Origin of the sequence: Streptomyces sp. NBC_00273, assembly GCF_036178145.1 — a bacterium.
In the GTDB taxonomy this organism is placed as follows: domain Bacteria; phylum Actinomycetota; class Actinomycetes; order Streptomycetales; family Streptomycetaceae; genus Streptomyces.
Genome location: NZ_CP108067.1, coordinates 7476964 through 7492037, shown reverse-complemented (window position 1 = coordinate 7492037; position 15074 = coordinate 7476964). Strand labels below are relative to the sequence as shown.

15 protein-coding genes are annotated in these 15074 nt (G+C 72.6%); 9 read left to right on the top strand and 6 right to left on the bottom strand.

The features are described 5' to 3' along the window. Positions 1–6: 6 nt before the first annotated feature. Complete coding sequence (locus OG386_RS33460; RefSeq protein ID WP_328791166.1) at positions 7–1371, bottom strand: glutamine synthetase family protein; 1365 nt, start codon at positions 1369–1371, stop codon at positions 7–9. A gap of 77 nt (positions 1372–1448) precedes the next feature. On the opposite strand from OG386_RS33460, the gene OG386_RS33455 reads away from it, so the two are divergent. The 4 genes from OG386_RS33455 (at position 1449) to OG386_RS33440 (ending at position 5473) form a co-directional block, all read left to right on the top strand. Next, on the top strand, positions 1449–2195 hold the full coding sequence (locus OG386_RS33455) for a FadR/GntR family transcriptional regulator (RefSeq protein ID WP_327386319.1): 747 nt from the start codon (positions 1449–1451) through the stop codon (positions 2193–2195). 121 nt (positions 2196–2316) lie between these two features. After that, positions 2317–3795, top strand: a complete 1479-nt coding sequence (gene eat, locus OG386_RS33450; RefSeq protein ID WP_328791165.1) for an ethanolamine permease — start codon at positions 2317–2319, stop codon at positions 3793–3795. A 44-nt stretch (positions 3796–3839) separates the two neighbouring features. Continuing rightward, positions 3840–4547 (top strand): gamma-glutamyl-gamma-aminobutyrate hydrolase family protein, encoded by a 708-nt coding sequence (locus OG386_RS33445; RefSeq protein WP_328791164.1) that lies wholly within the window; start codon positions 3840–3842, stop codon positions 4545–4547. Between the two features lie 131 nt (positions 4548–4678). Further along, positions 4679–5473: a hypothetical protein gene (locus tag OG386_RS33440; RefSeq protein WP_328791163.1), complete on the top strand. Its 795-nt coding sequence runs from the start codon at positions 4679–4681 to the stop codon at positions 5471–5473. A 36-nt stretch (positions 5474–5509) separates the two neighbouring features. On the opposite strand, the gene OG386_RS33435 is transcribed toward OG386_RS33440, so the two are convergent. Then, positions 5510–5866, bottom strand: a complete 357-nt coding sequence (locus OG386_RS33435) for a hypothetical protein (protein ID WP_328791162.1) — start codon at positions 5864–5866, stop codon at positions 5510–5512. A 136-nt stretch (positions 5867–6002) separates the two neighbouring features. Next, positions 6003–6926, bottom strand: a complete 924-nt coding sequence (locus tag OG386_RS33430) for a LysR family transcriptional regulator (RefSeq protein WP_327386315.1) — start codon at positions 6924–6926, stop codon at positions 6003–6005. A gap of 70 nt (positions 6927–6996) precedes the next feature. On the opposite strand from OG386_RS33430, the gene OG386_RS33425 reads away from it, so the two are divergent. Continuing rightward, the gene (locus OG386_RS33425; RefSeq protein ID WP_328791161.1) at positions 6997–8154 is read left to right on the top strand and encodes a TDT family transporter; all 1158 of its coding nucleotides are present in this window, start codon (positions 6997–6999) and stop codon (positions 8152–8154) included. Between the two features lie 144 nt (positions 8155–8298). Here OG386_RS33425 and OG386_RS33420 read toward each other — a convergent pair whose 3' ends face one another. Beyond that, positions 8299–9018, bottom strand: a complete 720-nt coding sequence (locus OG386_RS33420; RefSeq protein WP_328791160.1) for a helical backbone metal receptor — start codon at positions 9016–9018, stop codon at positions 8299–8301. A gap of 5 nt (positions 9019–9023) precedes the next feature. After that, positions 9024–9638: a helix-turn-helix domain-containing protein gene (locus OG386_RS33415; protein WP_327388696.1), complete on the bottom strand. Its 615-nt coding sequence runs from the start codon at positions 9636–9638 to the stop codon at positions 9024–9026. A 234-nt stretch (positions 9639–9872) separates the two neighbouring features. On the opposite strand from OG386_RS33415, the gene OG386_RS33410 reads away from it, so the two are divergent. From OG386_RS33410 to OG386_RS33395, 4 genes are all read left to right on the top strand, one after another. Continuing rightward, a complete protein-coding gene (locus tag OG386_RS33410) occupies positions 9873–10778 on the top strand; it encodes a 5'-3' exonuclease (RefSeq protein WP_328793466.1) in 906 nt (301 codons plus the stop codon). Positions 10779–10826: 48 nt separating this feature from the next. Then, positions 10827–11666 carry a siderophore-interacting protein gene (locus OG386_RS33405; protein ID WP_328791159.1) on the top strand — a complete coding sequence of 280 codons (840 nt, stop codon included), beginning with the start codon at positions 10827–10829 and terminating at the stop codon, positions 11664–11666. Between the two features lie 157 nt (positions 11667–11823). Next, entirely contained in the window at positions 11824–13380 is a 1557-nt protein-coding gene (locus tag OG386_RS33400; protein ID WP_328791158.1) for a serine hydrolase, read from the top strand. A gap of 19 nt (positions 13381–13399) precedes the next feature. Next, entirely contained in the window at positions 13400–14371 is a 972-nt protein-coding gene (locus OG386_RS33395; RefSeq protein ID WP_328791157.1) for a pseudouridine synthase, read from the top strand. On the opposite strand, the gene OG386_RS33390 is transcribed toward OG386_RS33395, so the two are convergent. Then, complete coding sequence (locus OG386_RS33390; RefSeq protein ID WP_328791156.1) at positions 14368–15033, bottom strand: TetR/AcrR family transcriptional regulator; 666 nt, start codon at positions 15031–15033, stop codon at positions 14368–14370. The two genes, OG386_RS33395 and OG386_RS33390, sit on opposite strands and share 4 nt — an antisense overlap. Between the last annotated feature and the right edge of the window lie 41 nt (positions 15034–15074).

The following is a 15074-nucleotide window of genomic DNA, read 5'->3' as shown; positions in this document are numbered from 1 at the left end:
CGGTGACTACAGGCGTTCGAAGGAGCGGCGCAGCTCCCAGTCGGTCACCGCGGAGTCGTAGGCGTCGAGTTCCACGCGGGCCATGTTCCGGTAGTGCGCGACCACTTCGGGGCCGAACGCGGCCTTGGCGATCTCGCTGTTCTCCCAGAGCTCGGCGGCCTCGCGCAGGGTGGCGGGGACGTGTGCGTAGTCGGCGGTGTAGGCGTTCCCGGCACAGACCTCGGGCAGCTCGAGGCGGTTCTCGATGCCGTAGAGCCCGGCGGCGACCAGGCCGGCGACGGCGAGGTACGGGTTCACGTCGCCGCCGGGGAGGCGGTTCTCGAAGCGCATGGAGCGGCCGTGGCCGACGACCCGGAGCGCGCAGGTCCGGTTGTCCACGCCCCAGGCGACGGCGGTCGGGGCGAAGGAACCCGGCCGGAAACGCTTGTACGAGTTGATGTTCGGGGCGTAGAGAAGGGAGAAGTCGCGCAGCGCGGCCAGCTGGCCGGCCAGGAAGTGCCGCATCACCGGTGACATTCCGCCCGGGCCGTCCCCGGCCATCGCGTTGCGTCCGTCGGTATCGGCAAGCGAGAGGTGGATGTGACAGGAGTTGCCCTCGCGCTCGTCGAACTTGGCCATGAAGGTGAGCGAGACGCCTTCCTGGGAGGCGATCTCCTTGGCTCCGGTCTTGTAGACGGAGTGCTGGTCGCAGGTGGTGAGCGCCTCGTCGTAGCGGAAGGCGATCTCGTGCTGGCCGAGGTTGCACTCCCCCTTGGCCGACTCGACGATCAGGCCCGCGGTCTGCATCTCGTTGCGGATCCGGCGCAGCAGGGGTTCGATGCGGCCGGTCCCGAGGACGGAGTAGTCGATGTTGTACTGGTTGGCCGGGGTCAGGCCGCGGTAGCCCGAGTTCCAGGCCTGCTCGTAGGTGTCCTGGAAGACCATGAACTCCAGCTCGGTGCCGACCATCGCGGTGTAGCCGGCCTCGGCGAGGCGCTCCAGCTGGCGGCGCAGGATCTGCCGGGGCGCGGCGACGACGGGCGAACCGTCGTTCCAGGCGAGGTCGGCGAGGAGGAAGGCGCTGCCGGGGTTCCACGGGATGCGGCGCAGGGTGGCGAGGTCGGGGTGCATGGCGAAGTCGCCGTAGCCCCGGTCCCAGGAGGACATCTCGTAACCGTCGACGGTGTTCATGTCGGTATCGACGGCGAGGAGGTAGTTGCAGCCCTCGGTACCGTGCTCGAGGACCTCGTCGAGGAAGAACTGTGCGGCGAACCGCTTGCCCTGGAGCCGCCCCTGCATGTCGGGGAAGGCCAGGACCACTGTGTCGATCTCACCACTGGCGACGAGGGAGCGGAGCTCCTCGGGCGCGAGCGGCGGCTTGCGGTCTACCACTGGAATCTCTCCTTCGGTGAGCCGAGGAGGCCTAAGGTATTGAATAGAACCATTGCTTGGGAAGGGGCGAAGTCAAGATGACCGATACGACGAGCGAAGGCGACGCCGTCGCCCGACTGAATCCCGTGCTGCGACAGGTGCGGGCGGGCAACGGTTTCGAGGAGGCGCTGCAGCAGATCCTCCAGGTGGTCCGGCTGGGTCTGGTGCCGGGCGGCGAACGGCTGCCGCCCGAGCGCGAGCTGGCCGAGCGCATGGGGATCAGCCGGGTGACCCTGCGCGAAGTGCTGAAGGTGCTCCAGGACCAGGGGCTCGTGGAGGCCCGGCGCGGGCGGTACGGCGGAACGTTCGTGCTGTCCCGGCCCGACACCCCGGCCGGCGGCGCCGAGGAGGAGCTGCGCCGGCGCGTCGCGGGGGTGGACATCGAGGACGTCCTGCGGTTCCGCGAGGTCCTGGAGGTGGGGGCGGCCGGACTGTGCGCCTCCCAGGGTCTGACCGAGGAGGGCACCGAACGGCTGCTCGGCGCCCTGGCGGCCACCCATGACGCCCCGCTCGCCGACTACCGCCGCCAGGACACGCTCTTCCACCTCACCCTGTGCGAACTGGCCGGGTCCGCCACCCTGACGGCCCAGTACGCCGCCGTCCGGGCCACCGTCAACGACCTGCTGGACTGCATCCCGCTGCTCGTGCGGAACCTGGAGCACTCCCAGCAGCAGCACAGCACGCTGGTGGAGGCGGTGCTGGAGGGCGACGCGGCCGGGGCCCGGGAGGCCATGCGCGAGCACTGCTGCGGCACCGCGGCGCTGCTGCGGGGCTTCTTGACCTGAGCGACGCCGGGGGCCGCCGAGAGGGTTTCGTAACTTCTGTTTAACGCAGAGGTCTTGCGCACTCCACTCCTCTAAGGCAAAGGTACGCCCCACAACCATTGCCCTGAGGCAGGAGCGCACGATGGCCGACGACATCGAGGCACGGCTCGCCGCCGTACCCGCACCCACCAAGTCCCCCGACGGCGGGGACGGTCCCGACGAATACCTCGCGCGCCGGACGCTGCGCCGCGGCAGCGCCGGCTGGCTGCTCCTCACCGGTCTCGGCGTCGCCTACGTCGTCTCCGGAGACTTCTCCGGCTGGAACGTCGGACTCGACAAGGGCGGCTTCGGCGGCCTCGCCATCGCCACCGTCCTCATGGGCGCGATGTACGCCTGTCTGGTCTTCTCGCTCGCCGAGCTGTCCACCATCCTGCCGACCGCGGGCGGCGGCTACGGCTTCGCCCGCCGCGCGCTCGGCCCGTGGGGCGGTTTCCTGACCGGCACCGCCATCCTCATCGAATACATCCTGGCCCCGGCCGCGATCGTCATCTTCATCGGCGACTACGTCGAGTCCCTCGGACTCTTCGGACTCACTTCCAGCTGGCCCGTCTACCTCGGCTGCTTCGTCATCTTCATCGGCGTCCACCTGTGGGGCGTCGGCGAGGCACTGCGCTTCAGCCTCGTCGTGACCGCGATCGCCGTCGCCGCGCTGCTGATCTTCGCCGTGGGGGCCTTCACCGAGTTCGACGCCTCCGGCCTGAACGACATCCCCGTCGACGCGGACGCCTTCGGCTCGAACTCCTGGCTGCCGCTGGGCGTGCTGGGCATCTGGGCCGCGTTCCCCTTCGGCATGTGGTTCTTCCTCGGCGTGGAAGGCGTACCGCTGGCGGCCGAAGAGGCCAAGGACCCGGTCCGCTCGATGCCGAAGGCCCTCTCCATCTCCATGGGCATCCTCGCCCTGCTCGCCCTGATCACCTTCTTCGCCGCGACCGGAGCCCAGGGCGCCGACGCCGTCAAGGCCGCGGGCAACCCGTTGGTCGTGGCCCTGGAAGGGGACGGCGGCCCGACCGCGCTCAGCCGCTTCGTGAACTACGCGGGCCTGGCCGGCCTGGTGGCCTCCTTCTTCTCCCTCATCTACGCGGGCTCGCGCCAGCTCTTCGCGCTCTCCCGGGCCGGCTACCTGCCCCGCTTCCTCTCGCTGACCTCGAAGCGCAAGGCCCCGTACCTGGGTCTGATCATCCCCGGCGCGATCGGCTTCGCCCTCGCCGCGGCCACCGGCGACGGAGCCCGCATGCTCAACATCGCGGTGTTCGGCGCCACCATCTCCTACGCCCTGATGGCGCTCTCGCACATCGTGCTGCGCCGCCGGGAGCCGGATCTGGAGCGCCCGTACCGCACCCCGGGCGGAATCCTGACCTCCTCGGTGGCCTTCGTGCTCGCCCTGTCGGCCCTGGTCGCGACCTTCCTGGTGGACAAGGACGCCGCGTTCATCGCGCTGGCCGTGTACGCCGTCGCCCTCGCCTACTTCGCGATCTACAGTCGGCACCACCTGGTGGCCTCGGCCCCGGAGGAGGAGTTCGCGGCTCTCGCGGAAGCCGAGGCGGAACTGACCCGCGACTGAAACCCTGTTCCTGCCCTGCTCCGCCCCTCTTGGAGGTAACGAACGTGCCCAGGCCGCTCATCGGCATCACCACCTACGTCGAGGATTCCACCCGCTACGGCGTGTGGGACCTCCCGACATCGCTCGTACCGACCGGGTACTACGAGCTCGTCCAGGCGGCGGGCGGCGCGGCCGTGCTGCTCCCGCCGGACGAACCCGGGTCGGCGGCGGAGGTGCTGAGCCGGGTGGACGGCCTGGTCGTCGCGGGCGGTCCGGACCTGGACCCGGTGCGCTACGGAGCCGCGCGCGACTCCCGTACGGGCGCCCCCGCCACGGTCCGCGACCACTGGGAACTGGCGCTGATCTCCGCCGCACTGGATGCGGACCTGCCCCTGCTCGGCATCTGCCGGGGCATGCAGGCCCTCAACGTGGCCCTGGGCGGCACGCTGATCCAGCACATCGACGGCCACTTCGAGACCCCGGGCGCCATGTCCTGGCACCCGGTCCGCCCCGTCCCGGGCACCCGCTACGCCGAGCTGGTCCCGGAGGAGGCGCAGGTCCCGACCTACCACCACCAGGCCGTCGACCGGCTGGGTCGCGGCCTGGTCGTCTCGGCCCACGCGGTCGACGGCACGGTGGAGGCGATCGAACTGCCCGACCCGGAGCGCTGGGTGCTGGGCGTGCAGTGGCACCCGGAGCGGGACGAGGACACGCGGGTGATGTCCGCCCTGGTCCAGGCCGCCTCCGTCCGCACGGCGGTACCGGTGGGCTGACGCCCGGGCCCCCCTTCCCGCTTCCCCCTCCGCCCGTCCCCCGCGCGCCCGATGGTGCGCGGGGGACGGGCGGGGTGCGTGACCGCCCGGTCCGAATGGCCGGTCCCCCGCCGGGCGGGCAGGGTGGAAGGATGCGGACCGAAGCGGAAGGCACGGCATCCGGCCCGGTCTCCAAGATCCTGGAGAACCCGGTCATCGGAATGGCGCCGTGGATCGTCTTCTCCCTGCTGGTCGGCCCGGGGCGGTTCGAGCTCGCGGTCGGACTGGCGCTGGCCACGGCCGTCGCGCTCATCGCGACGAGCCACCTGGTCAACCGCGGCAGCAGTTGGAAGATCCTGGAACTGGCCGACGTGGTGTTCTTCGCCTCGATGGCCGTCGTCGGAGCCCTGGCGAGCGACGGAACCCTGCGCTGGCTGGAGACGTACGCGGGCGAGGTCGCGAACATCACCCTCGCCCTGATCGCCTTCGGCTCGATGGCCGTGGGGACGCCCTTCACCCTCCAGTACGCCCGGGAACAGGTCGATCCGTCGCACTGGCACGCGCCCGGCTTCATCCGCGCCAACTACGTGATCACCGGCGTGTGGGGTTCGGCCTTCGTGGTGGCGGCCCTCGCGGGCGCCTACGGGGACCTGGTCCTGCACAACCCGAACAACATCTGGACCGGCTGGATCATCCAGATCCTGGCCATCGTCGCCGCGCTGAAGTTCACCGCCTGGTACCCGGACGTCGTCCGCGCCCGCGCGGTCCGCGAGGCCACCGGCGAGGGCCCCGAACCGCCCGGCCGGGCCAGCCTGTTGCTGCCGCTGGCGGGCCTGCTGGTGCCGATCGGGATCGCCGTCCTCATCTTCGACGACGTGTGGTGGCTGGGCGTCGCGCTGATCGTCGTGGGCTCGCTCCTGACGAAGCGGCTCAGCTCGGAGAGCTGAGCCTCCCCGCGCGGCTCCGGCACCGACCGCCGCCCCCTACTCGGGCCGGACGAAGACCACCGACCGCAGCTCCAGCCGCTCCGTGCCGTAGCCCGTGCGGGGCCGCAGCCTGAACTCCCTGCCCGTGCAGTTCGGCTCGGTGAACACGATCGCCACCTCGTCGGTCCGGTTGCGCGGCGAGTGCGCCGGGGAACTGGCCGAGGGGTCGGCCACCTCGGGCAGCGTGATGCACTCCCCGCTCGGCGGGTTCTCCAGTACGACCGTCAGCGGACTGCCGTCGAGGCCGGAGACCGTGTACTGGAACTGTCCCTCCGCGGCCGAGGCCGACGTCGGGATCGTGAGCAGCAGGGTGACGGCGCCGAAGGCGGCGACGGCGGCATGGCGAAGACGCATTTGGGTCCTCCTCGGGAGAGCGACAAACGTGCAGGAGCCACCTTTCCGGTGTCGTGCACCTCGGTCACCGCCCACACCGCGCCGAATCGATCCCTCCTCCCCCGATCGGACCAGGGGCGACGCACCCCAAGACGACCTAGATCCGCCGGTGCGTCAGGGACAGCAGGTCACGGGCCGGGCCCGCCGGGCGGGAACCGGTCGGCCAGACCGCCCGCAGGGCCCGGTCCAGTGGCGCGCCCGACACCGGAACCTCCACCAGCCGCCGCGCGCCCAGTTCGTCGCCGACCGCCAGCTCCGACAGTACGCACGGCCCCGCACCGCTCAGCGCCGCCGCCTTCACCGCCGTGGTCGACGCCAGTTCCAGCAGCGGCGCGGCCAGCCCGCCGGCCGGGGCCAGCGCGGCGTCCAGGACCTGTCGCGTGCCCGAACCCCGCTCGCGCAGGATCAGCGGGGTCGAGGCCAGCTCGGCCGCCGCCACCCCCTTGGCGCGGCGGGCCCACGGGTGCCCCGGGGCCACGGCCACCACCAGGCGGTCCTGCGCGATCACCGCCGAGTCCAGTCCTTCGGGCACGGTCAGCCCCTCGACGAAGCCGAGGTCGGCCTCGTGGGCGAGGACCCGTTCGGCGACCACCGCCGAGTTCCCGGCGTGCAGGGACACCGCCGTGTCCGGGCGCTGCCCGCGCAGGGCGATCAGCCAGCCCGGCAGCAGGTACTCCGCGATGGTCATGCTGGCGGCCACCCGCAGCCGCGAGTCCCGGCGCCCGCGCAGCGCCTGCGCACCCGCGTCGAAGGCCTCTGCCGCCTCCACCACCCGCCGGGCCCAGTCCGTGACGAGCGCGCCCTCGGCCGTCAGCGTCGACCCGCGCGGCGAGCGGTCCACCAGGGCCACGCCGAGCCGGGTCTCCATCGCCCGGATCCGGCTGCTCGCCGCGGGCTGGGTGATGCCGAGGCGCCGGGCCGCACCGCTCAGGCTGCCGATCCGCGCGACCGCGAGCAGCAGTTCCAGCGCACCCAGGTCCGGTACCCGGTGCGCCAGCGGAACCCACTCCTCGTTACCCATAACATCAGTTTATGGCCTCATAGGAAGATGGCCTCTGCCGCCCCGTCCGCCCCGGCGCGAGGCTGGATCCATGGCCACCACCCTCGTGCGACCCCGCACCCACACCACTCCCGCGGTCCGGGCCCACAAGGCCCCCGCACTGCGGCACCTCGGCCCCAACTGGTACGCCTGCGTCATGGGCACGGCGATCGTCGCCAACGCCGGCGCGACCCTCCCGTACCAGCTCCCCGGCCAGCGCGTGGCCTGCCAGCTGGTCTGGGCCCTGTCCGCCGTCCTGCTCGCCGTCCTGCTCACGGCCCGCGCCGGGCACTGGCTCCACCACCGCGACCAGGCCCGCGCCCACCTCCTGGACCCGGCCGTCGCCCCGTTCTACGGATGCCTCGCGATGGCGCTGCTGGCCGTCGGCGGCGGCACCCTCATCGTCGGCAAGGACCTCATCGGCACCGGCGCCGCCGTCGCCGTGGACACCGTGCTCTTCACCGCCGGTACCGCGATCGGCCTGGTCATGGCCGTGGTCGTGCCCTACCTGATGGTCGTGCGGCACAAGGTCGAGCCCGAGCAGGCCACTCCCGTCTGGCTGCTCCCCCTCGTGGCCCCGATGGTCTCCGCCGCCCTGGGCCCGCTGCTGATACCCCACCTGCCCGCCGGCCAGCCCCGCGAGGCCCTGCTGCTCGCCTGCTACGCCATGTTCGGCATCAGCCTGCTGGCCACCCTGCTGATGCTCCCCCTGATCTTCGGTCGGCTGATCGTGGGCGGCCCCCTCCCGCTGGTCCTGACCCCGACCCTGTTCCTGGTCCTGGGCCCCCTCGGCCAGTCCACGACCGCCGTGAACCAGCTCGCCGACGTCGCCCCCCAGTCGATCGACGGCACCTACGCCGGCGCGCTGGGCGCCTTCGCCGTCGTCTACGGGGTCCCCGTGATGGGCTTCGCCCTGCTGTGGCTGGCCCTGGCCGTGGCCATGCTGGTGCGGGCGGCCCGTGGCGGCATGGGCTTCGCGATGACCTGGTGGGCCCTGACCTTCCCCCTCGGAACCTGCGTCACCGGCGCCACCGGCCTCGCCCACCACACCGGCCTGACCGCCTTCGCCTGGCTGGCCACGACCCTCTTCCTGGGCCTGCTGACCGCCTGGCTCCTGGCCGCCGCCCACACCCTCCGCGGCCTGATCTCCGGCCGACTGCTGGCCGGCCAGACCCCCCGGGGCGGGACGGGCAGGCTCGGGTCGGCGTAGGGACCGGTGCGCGGGGCGGCTTCGGGGCACTGTCGGAGCCTCGCCGCACCACCCGGCCCCGCCGGCGATTGCGACGCGGGGCCCGGGGCAGAGCCCCGGCACCACCGGCCGGCCGGAGTCGGCAACCCCGGCGGGAGCCAAGCGCTACAGCGCCGCGCGCAAGGCCTGCGACAGCACCCCCGGGGCCCCGGCCAGCGAGGGTCCGTACCAGGTCAGGTGCCGGCCGTCGACGAGGGCGGCGGGCAGGCCCGGGAAGGCCTCCGGGCCGTCCTCGACGGTGAAGCGGTACGGCTCGTCCGGGAGCACCACCAGGTCGCAGCAGGCCGCGGCGAGTTCCTCCACCGGCACCCGGGGATACCGCTCGGGGTGTCCGGCGTAGACGTTGCGGACCCCCAGCCGCGCCAGCAGGTCCCCGGCGAAGGTGTCCCGGCCCAGCACCATCCACGGCCGCCGCCAGATCGGCACGAAGGCGGTGAGCTCCGCGAGCGGCTCCACCCGGGCCCACGCCCGCTCCGCATCCGCCAGCCACCCCGGCCTCGTCAGCCCCAGCGCCCCCACCAACACCCGGTCCAGCTCCCGCAGCGCCTGCGGCAGCGCGCGGACCTCGGTGACCAGCACCTCCACCCCGGCCGCGCGCAGCGCCGCCAGGTCGGGGGCCCGGTTCTCCTCCTCGTTGGCGATCACCAGGTCCGGCCGGAGCTCCGCGATCCGCCGCACGTCGGGGTTCTTCGTCCCCCCGATCCGCACCGCGTCGCCGAGGTCCCCGGGATGCGTGCACCAGTCGGTGACCCCGACCAACAGCCCCGGCGCGCTCACGGCCACCGCCTCGGTCAGCGAGGGCACCAGCGAGACGACCCGCCGCACGCCGCTCAGTGTCCCGGAGACGGGGGCTCGGAAGTCGCGTGGATGTGCTCGCCCACCGCGACGACCAGGATCCGGGTCTCCTCGGTGACCGCCCGCCAGCGGTGGCGCACGCCGCCGGACAGGAACAGCGCGTCCCCGCTCTCCAGCCGGTACGCCCGCCCCTCCGCTTCGACCTGGCAGGCACCCTCGACCACGTACATCAGTTCGTCGTTGCGGTGCTGGTACTCGCGTCCGGCGTCCTGGTCCCCGGTGAACTCCATCGCGTGCAACTGGTGGTGGCCGCGCACCAGGGGCCGTACGCCCGGAACCGGGGTGAGCGCGGGGGCGTCACCGGCCCGTACGAGGTCCACCGTGCGCGCGGTGTCGGAGGCGGCCAGCAGCTCGACGGCCGTGGTCTCCAGCGCGTCCGCGACCCGCTCCAGGGAGCGCATGCTGGGTCGGGCCCGCTCGTTCTCTATCTGACTCAGGAAGGGCACCGACAGGCCGCTGCGCGCCGAGACCGCGGCCAGCGTGAGGTGGAGCGCCCGGCGCCGCTTGCGCACGGCCACGCCCACCCGGAGCGGCTCCTTGCCGTCCTTGTCCTTGCTCTTGTCGTCCCTGTCGTTCAGCTTGCCGTCCATGCCATCAATGCCGTCGGTGCCGTCCCTGTCGTTCATGTCGGGGCTGCCCTCCCCATGTCTGTCGCACATCGGTGTGCTGTAAGCACCTTACGCAGCAACCGCCTCCGGTTTCGCGTGCACGGCTCTTCCCGTACACATGCGCTCACTGTCCGTCGCGGCGCGGGGCGTCCCGACGGCCTGGACGTCCGCCGGGGGCGTTGCGGCATCATCGACTCCGTGACGACACGACGCCTGATGCTCCTGGACACCGCCTCCCTCTACTACCGCGCCTACTTCGGTGTGCCGGACTCGGTGAAGGCCCCCGACGGCACCCCGGTCAACGCCGTGCGCGGGCTGCTCGACTTCATCGGCCGGCTCGTCCAGGACCACCGGCCGGACGATCTGGTGGCGTGCATGGACGCCGACTGGCGGCCGCACTGGCGGGTGGAGCTGATCCCCTCCTACAAGGCGCACCGGGTGGCCGAGGAGACCGAGACCGGCCCCGACGTGGAGGAGACCCCGGACACGCTCGCCCCGCAGGTGCCGATCATCGAAGCGGCGCTGGACGCCTTCGGCATCGCCCGGGTCGGGGTCGCCGGGTACGAGGCGGACGACGTGATCGGCACGCTCACCGCCCGCGCGAGCGGCCCGGTGGACATCGTCACCGGCGACCGGGACCTGTACCAGCTGGTGGACGACGCCCGGCAGCGGCGGGTGCTGTACCCGCTCAAGGGCGTGGGCACCCTGCAAGTGACCGACGAGGCGTGGCTCCGCGAGAAGTACGGGGTGGACGGCCCCGGTTACGCGGACCTGGCGCTGCTGCGCGGGGACCCGAGCGACGGCCTGCCGGGGGTCCCCGGCATCGGCGAGAAGACGGCCGCCAAACTCCTGGACGCCTACGGCACCCTGGCCGGGATCATCGCGGCGGTCGACGACCCGAAGTCGAAGCTGACCCCGACCCAGCGCAAGCGACTGGACGAGTCCCGGCCCTATCTGGCGGTTGCCCCGAAGGTGGTCCAGGTGGCCTCGGACGTGCCGCTCCCGGCGTTCGACCCGGCCCTTCCGACGGCCCCGGCACAACCCGAACTGGTGGATGCGCTAGCCCACCGGTGGGGTCTGGGGGGTGCAGTCGCTCGCCTGAGCAGCGCGCTGCGCCCATGAGGTGATAACTTAGGTAAGGCTAAGTTTCATGGAGTCAGGGGAGTCACCGTGGCAGAAGGACGCGCCCGCACCGTCGGCACCGCCGTCGTCGTACGCACCGAGCGGCTTTCGCCGCACATGGTGCGCCTCGTGCTGGGCGGTGAGGGCCTCCGGGAGTTCGGCGCGGGCGAGTACACCGACCAGTACGTCAAGCTGCTGTTCGCCCCGGCGGGCGTCAGCTACCCCGCGCCGTGGGACCTGGACCGGATCCGCGCCGACTTCCCGCGCGCGCAGTGGCCGCGCCAGCGCGCGTACACGGTACGGAGCTGGGACCCCGCGCACCTGGAGCTGACCCTCGACTTCGTGGTCCACGGCGACGAGGGTCTGGCCGGCCCTTGGGCGGCGCGGGTACAGCCGGGCGAGGTCGTGCGCTTCCTCGGTCCGGGCGGCGCCTATGCCCCGGACCCGGTGGCCGGCTGGCACCTCCTGGTGGGCGACGAGAGCGCCCTCCCGGCGATCGCCGCCGCGATGGAGCGGATGCCGGCGGGCGCGCAGGTCCACGCCATCGTCGAGATCGACGGACCGGCCGACGAGCTGAAGGTCGCCACCCCGGACGGCATCGTGCCGATCTGGCTGCACCGCGGCGACCGCCCGGTGGGCGAGGCCCTGGTGGAGGCCGTCACCTCCATGGAGTTCCCGAGCACGGACGTCCACGCCTTCGTCCACGGCGAGGCCGGCTTCGTCAAGGACCTGCGCCGCCACCTGCGCATGGAGCGCGGCGTCCCGCGCGAGCGGCTGTCGATCTCGGGCTACTGGCGCCTGGGCGAGACGGACGAGGGTTGGCGCGCGATCAAGCGGGACTGGAACGCCTCGGTCGAGGCCGAACAGGAACACCGCGCCGCTGCCTAAAGGTTTCCCCACGCCGGCGGGCCCATCCCCGCCGGCGTCTCCTTTGAGCCCCGCCTTCTCCCCCAAGCCCCGCCGGCGTTTGAGGCGCGGGGTCCGGGGGCGGCGCCCCCGGCAACGGCGCCGCGCGCTCCGCGCTCCCCGGCAGGACAATGACCCCATGCGTACGCTCCCCGCCCTCGGAGCAGCCGGGGCCGCGGTCCTCCTGACCGCGGCGGTAGGCGTCACGGCCACCGCCACGGCAACGGCCGCGCCCACCCCGCCCCCCGCCCCGACGCCCCAGATCACGGACGCCGCCGTCGACAGGGCCGTCGCCCGCCTCGACCGCACCGTCGAGGACATGATGCGCCGCACCGGGGTCCCCGGCGTGTCCGTGGCCGTGGTCCACGACGACGAGGTCGTCCACATCAAGGGCTACGGGCTGCGCAGGACCGGCGAGAGCGCGAAGGTCGGCCCCGATACCGTCTTCCAGATCGCCTCGCTGTCCAAGCCCGTCTCCTCAACGGTCGTGGCCGGCACCCTCACCGACCCCCAGGAGTGGGACGACCGCACCGCCTTGCCCGGGTTCTCCCTGAAGGACCCCTGGGTCACCGGCCACGTCACCACCGCCGACCTGTTCTCCCACCGCAGCGGCCTCCCCGACCACGCCGGCGACCTCCTCGAAGACCTCGGCTACGACCAGGCGTACATCCTGGACCACCTGCGCCTGGAGCCCCTCGGCCCGTTCCGGGCGAGCTACGCGTACACCAACTTCGGGTTCACCGCGGCCGCCGAGGCCGTCGCCCGCGCCAAGGGCACCAGTTGGCAGAAGCTCAGCGCCGACACCCTCTTCAAGCCCGCCGGCATGACCCGTACGAGCACCGAGTTCTCCGCCTTCATCAACTCCCCCGACCACGCCGCCACCCACGTCAAGAACGCGGACGGCACTTGGAGCCCGCGCTTCGTCCGCGACCCGGACGCCCAGGCCCCGGCCGGCGGTGTCAGTTCCACCGCCACCGACATGGCCCGCTGGCTGCGGCTGCAGCTGGCCGGCGGCACCCTCGACGGGAAGCGGATCGTCCCCGCCGACACCCTCGCCCGGACCCACGTGCCCGAGATCGTGTCGCAGCCGACCAACGCCGTCGGCACCACCAGCTTCTACGGCCTCGGCTGGAACGTCAGCTACGACAGCGCCGGCCGCACCCGCCTGAGTCACTCCGGCGCCTTCGACCTCGGCGCCAACACCAACGTCACCATGCTCCCGCTGGAGCGGCTCGGCATCGTCGTCCTGACCAACGGCGCGCCGGTCGGCCTGCCCGACGCCGTGGCCCTGGACTTCTTCGACTACGCCGAGCACGGCAAGGTCTCCACCGACTGGCTCGCCCTCGCCGCTTCCGCCTACGCGACGACTCTCGAACCCCCGAACGGATCGAAGACCGACTACGCCCACCCGCCCGCCGGAGCCCAGCCGGCCCGGGACAGCGCCGCGTACACCGGAACCTACGACAACCCCTACTACGGCAAGGCCACCGTGACCGCCGACGACAACGGCGCGCTCACCCTGGCCCTCGGCCCCGAGCCCCTGCGCTTCCCGCTGACCCACTACGACGGGGACACCTTCAGCTTCATGACCGCCGGCGAGAACGCGGTCGGCCGCACCGGGGTGGTCTTCGCCGACGGCACCCTGCGCGTGGAATACCTCGACGCCGACCACCTGGGCACTTTCACCCAGCAGTAGCCGCATAGCCTGTTCCCCGATGAGACGCAGAGCCCAGCCACCGCCCTCGCCCCTCCCCCAGCGTGCCGGCATCGACCCGGTCCGGCTGCGGCTCCCGCCCGACCCGGACGGGACGTGGCCGGATCTGGGCGACTACCTCGCGGCACGCTACGCCGGCACCCGCGGCGCCGACTCGGTCGCCCGCCTGCTGGCCGCGGGCCGGGTACTGGGCACCGGCGGGCGGGTCCTGCGCGCGCAGGACCCGTACGAGCCGGGTGCCTACCTGTGGTTCCACCGGGACGTGGAGCCGGAGCCGCGGGTGCCCTTCCCGATCTCCGTCGTCCACCGGGACGCGCACCTGCTGGTCGTGGACAAGCCGCATTTCCTGGCCACCACCCCGCGCGGCTCCCACATCACCGAGACCGCCCTGGCCCGGCTCCGCGAGGAGCTGGACCTGCCCGGCCTCAGCCCCGCGCACCGGCTGGACCGGCTGACGGCGGGACTGGTGATGTTCAGCGTCCGGCCCGAGGACCGCGGCGCCTACCAGCTCCTCTTCCAGCGGCGCGAGGTGCACAAGGAGTACGAGGCCCTCGCACCGCACGACCCGGAAGTCGCCGGCACCCTCCCGCGCACGGTCCGCAGCCGGATCGAGAAGGCCCGCGGGGTCATCGCGGCGGTCGAGGTGCCCGGCGGCGAGCCCAATGCCGAAAGCCTCGTCGAATGCGTCGGGGCCCGCGACGGGCTGGCCCGCTACCGGCTCACCCCGCGCACCGGCCGCACCCACCAGCTGCGGGTCCACATGAACAGCCTGGGCCTGCCCATCCTCGGCGACCCCGTGTATCCGCAGGTCACCGATCCGGCCCCGGACGACTACCGCAGGCCGCTGCAACTCCTGGCCCGGGTCCTGGCGTTCACCGACCCGGTGACCGCGCACGTGCACCGCTTCGAGAGCGGCCGCACCCTCCAGGCCTGGGACGACCGCGCGGGCTGGGAAGCCGGAGCCGCTCGCTAGGTCCTGTCGCCTGGAGGGCCGACGCCCGCGATCCGCAGCGCCGCGTCCGCGGTGGCCTCCGCGAAGGCCGTCACCGGCCGCTGCGGATCCGTGCGGTGGATCAGCATGACGCCCTCGATGAGCCCGAAGACCAGGTCGCCCCGGAGCCTCAGCCCCGCCTCGTCCCCGGCCAACTCGGCGCCGACGCGGGTCCCGGCGAGCAACACCCGGTAGGCGTGCTTGAGTTCCCCGCGCATCCGACGGAACCGCGCGAAGCGCGAACCGCCCAGCTCGGGCAGCAGGTAGAGCGCCCCCAAGTCGTACGGCCCGCCGCACAGCAGCAGCACGTCGGAGCGGCACAGCTCCCACAACCTCCGCGCAGCGCACCGCCCGTCGTCCGCGAGCAACTGCCGGGCCAGCACCAGCGAGGGTGCCACCGTGGATTCCAGCAGTTCGGCGAGGAGCTCCTCCTTGCCGCCGAAGTAGTGGTACATCGTGGCCTGGCGCATCCCGGCCCGTTCGGCAACGGCCCGGGTGGTGGTCGCCGCGTATCCCCGTGCGGTGAACAACTCGGCCGCCGCGCAGAGGAGTTCCTCGCGCGGCGGCCGGCCGCTCTCCGGTCTCAGCCGGTCGGCACGTGGCCGACCGACCCGTCTCGGACCATCGTCCGCTCCCCCACTCATGGAATCGATCGTCGCACAGAGCACGCCGATTCGATCATGGC

Coding starts and splice junctions, on each gene's coding strand:
- OG386_RS33455 (WP_327386319.1), top strand. CDS start 1,449: ATGACCGATACGACGAGCGAAGGCGACGCCGTCGCCCGACTGAATCCC.
- eat (WP_328791165.1), top strand. CDS start 2,317: ATGGCCGACGACATCGAGGCACGGCTCGCCGCCGTACCCGCACCCACC.
- OG386_RS33440 (WP_328791163.1), top strand. CDS start 4,679: ATGCGGACCGAAGCGGAAGGCACGGCATCCGGCCCGGTCTCCAAGATC.
- OG386_RS33435 (WP_328791162.1), bottom strand. CDS start 5,866: ATGCGTCTTCGCCATGCCGCCGTCGCCGCCTTCGGCGCCGTCACCCTG.
- OG386_RS33430 (WP_327386315.1), bottom strand. CDS start 6,926: ATGGGTAACGAGGAGTGGGTTCCGCTGGCGCACCGGGTACCGGACCTG.
- OG386_RS33425 (WP_328791161.1), top strand. CDS start 6,997: ATGGCCACCACCCTCGTGCGACCCCGCACCCACACCACTCCCGCGGTC.
- OG386_RS33415 (WP_327388696.1), bottom strand. CDS start 9,638: ATGGACGGCAAGCTGAACGACAGGGACGACAAGAGCAAGGACAAGGAC.
- OG386_RS33410 (WP_328793466.1), top strand. CDS start 9,873: ATGCTCCTGGACACCGCCTCCCTCTACTACCGCGCCTACTTCGGTGTG.
- OG386_RS33400 (WP_328791158.1), top strand. CDS start 11,824: ATGCGTACGCTCCCCGCCCTCGGAGCAGCCGGGGCCGCGGTCCTCCTG.
- OG386_RS33395 (WP_328791157.1), top strand. CDS start 13,400: ATGAGACGCAGAGCCCAGCCACCGCCCTCGCCCCTCCCCCAGCGTGCC.
- OG386_RS33390 (WP_328791156.1), bottom strand. CDS start 15,033: ATGAGTGGGGGAGCGGACGATGGTCCGAGACGGGTCGGTCGGCCACGT.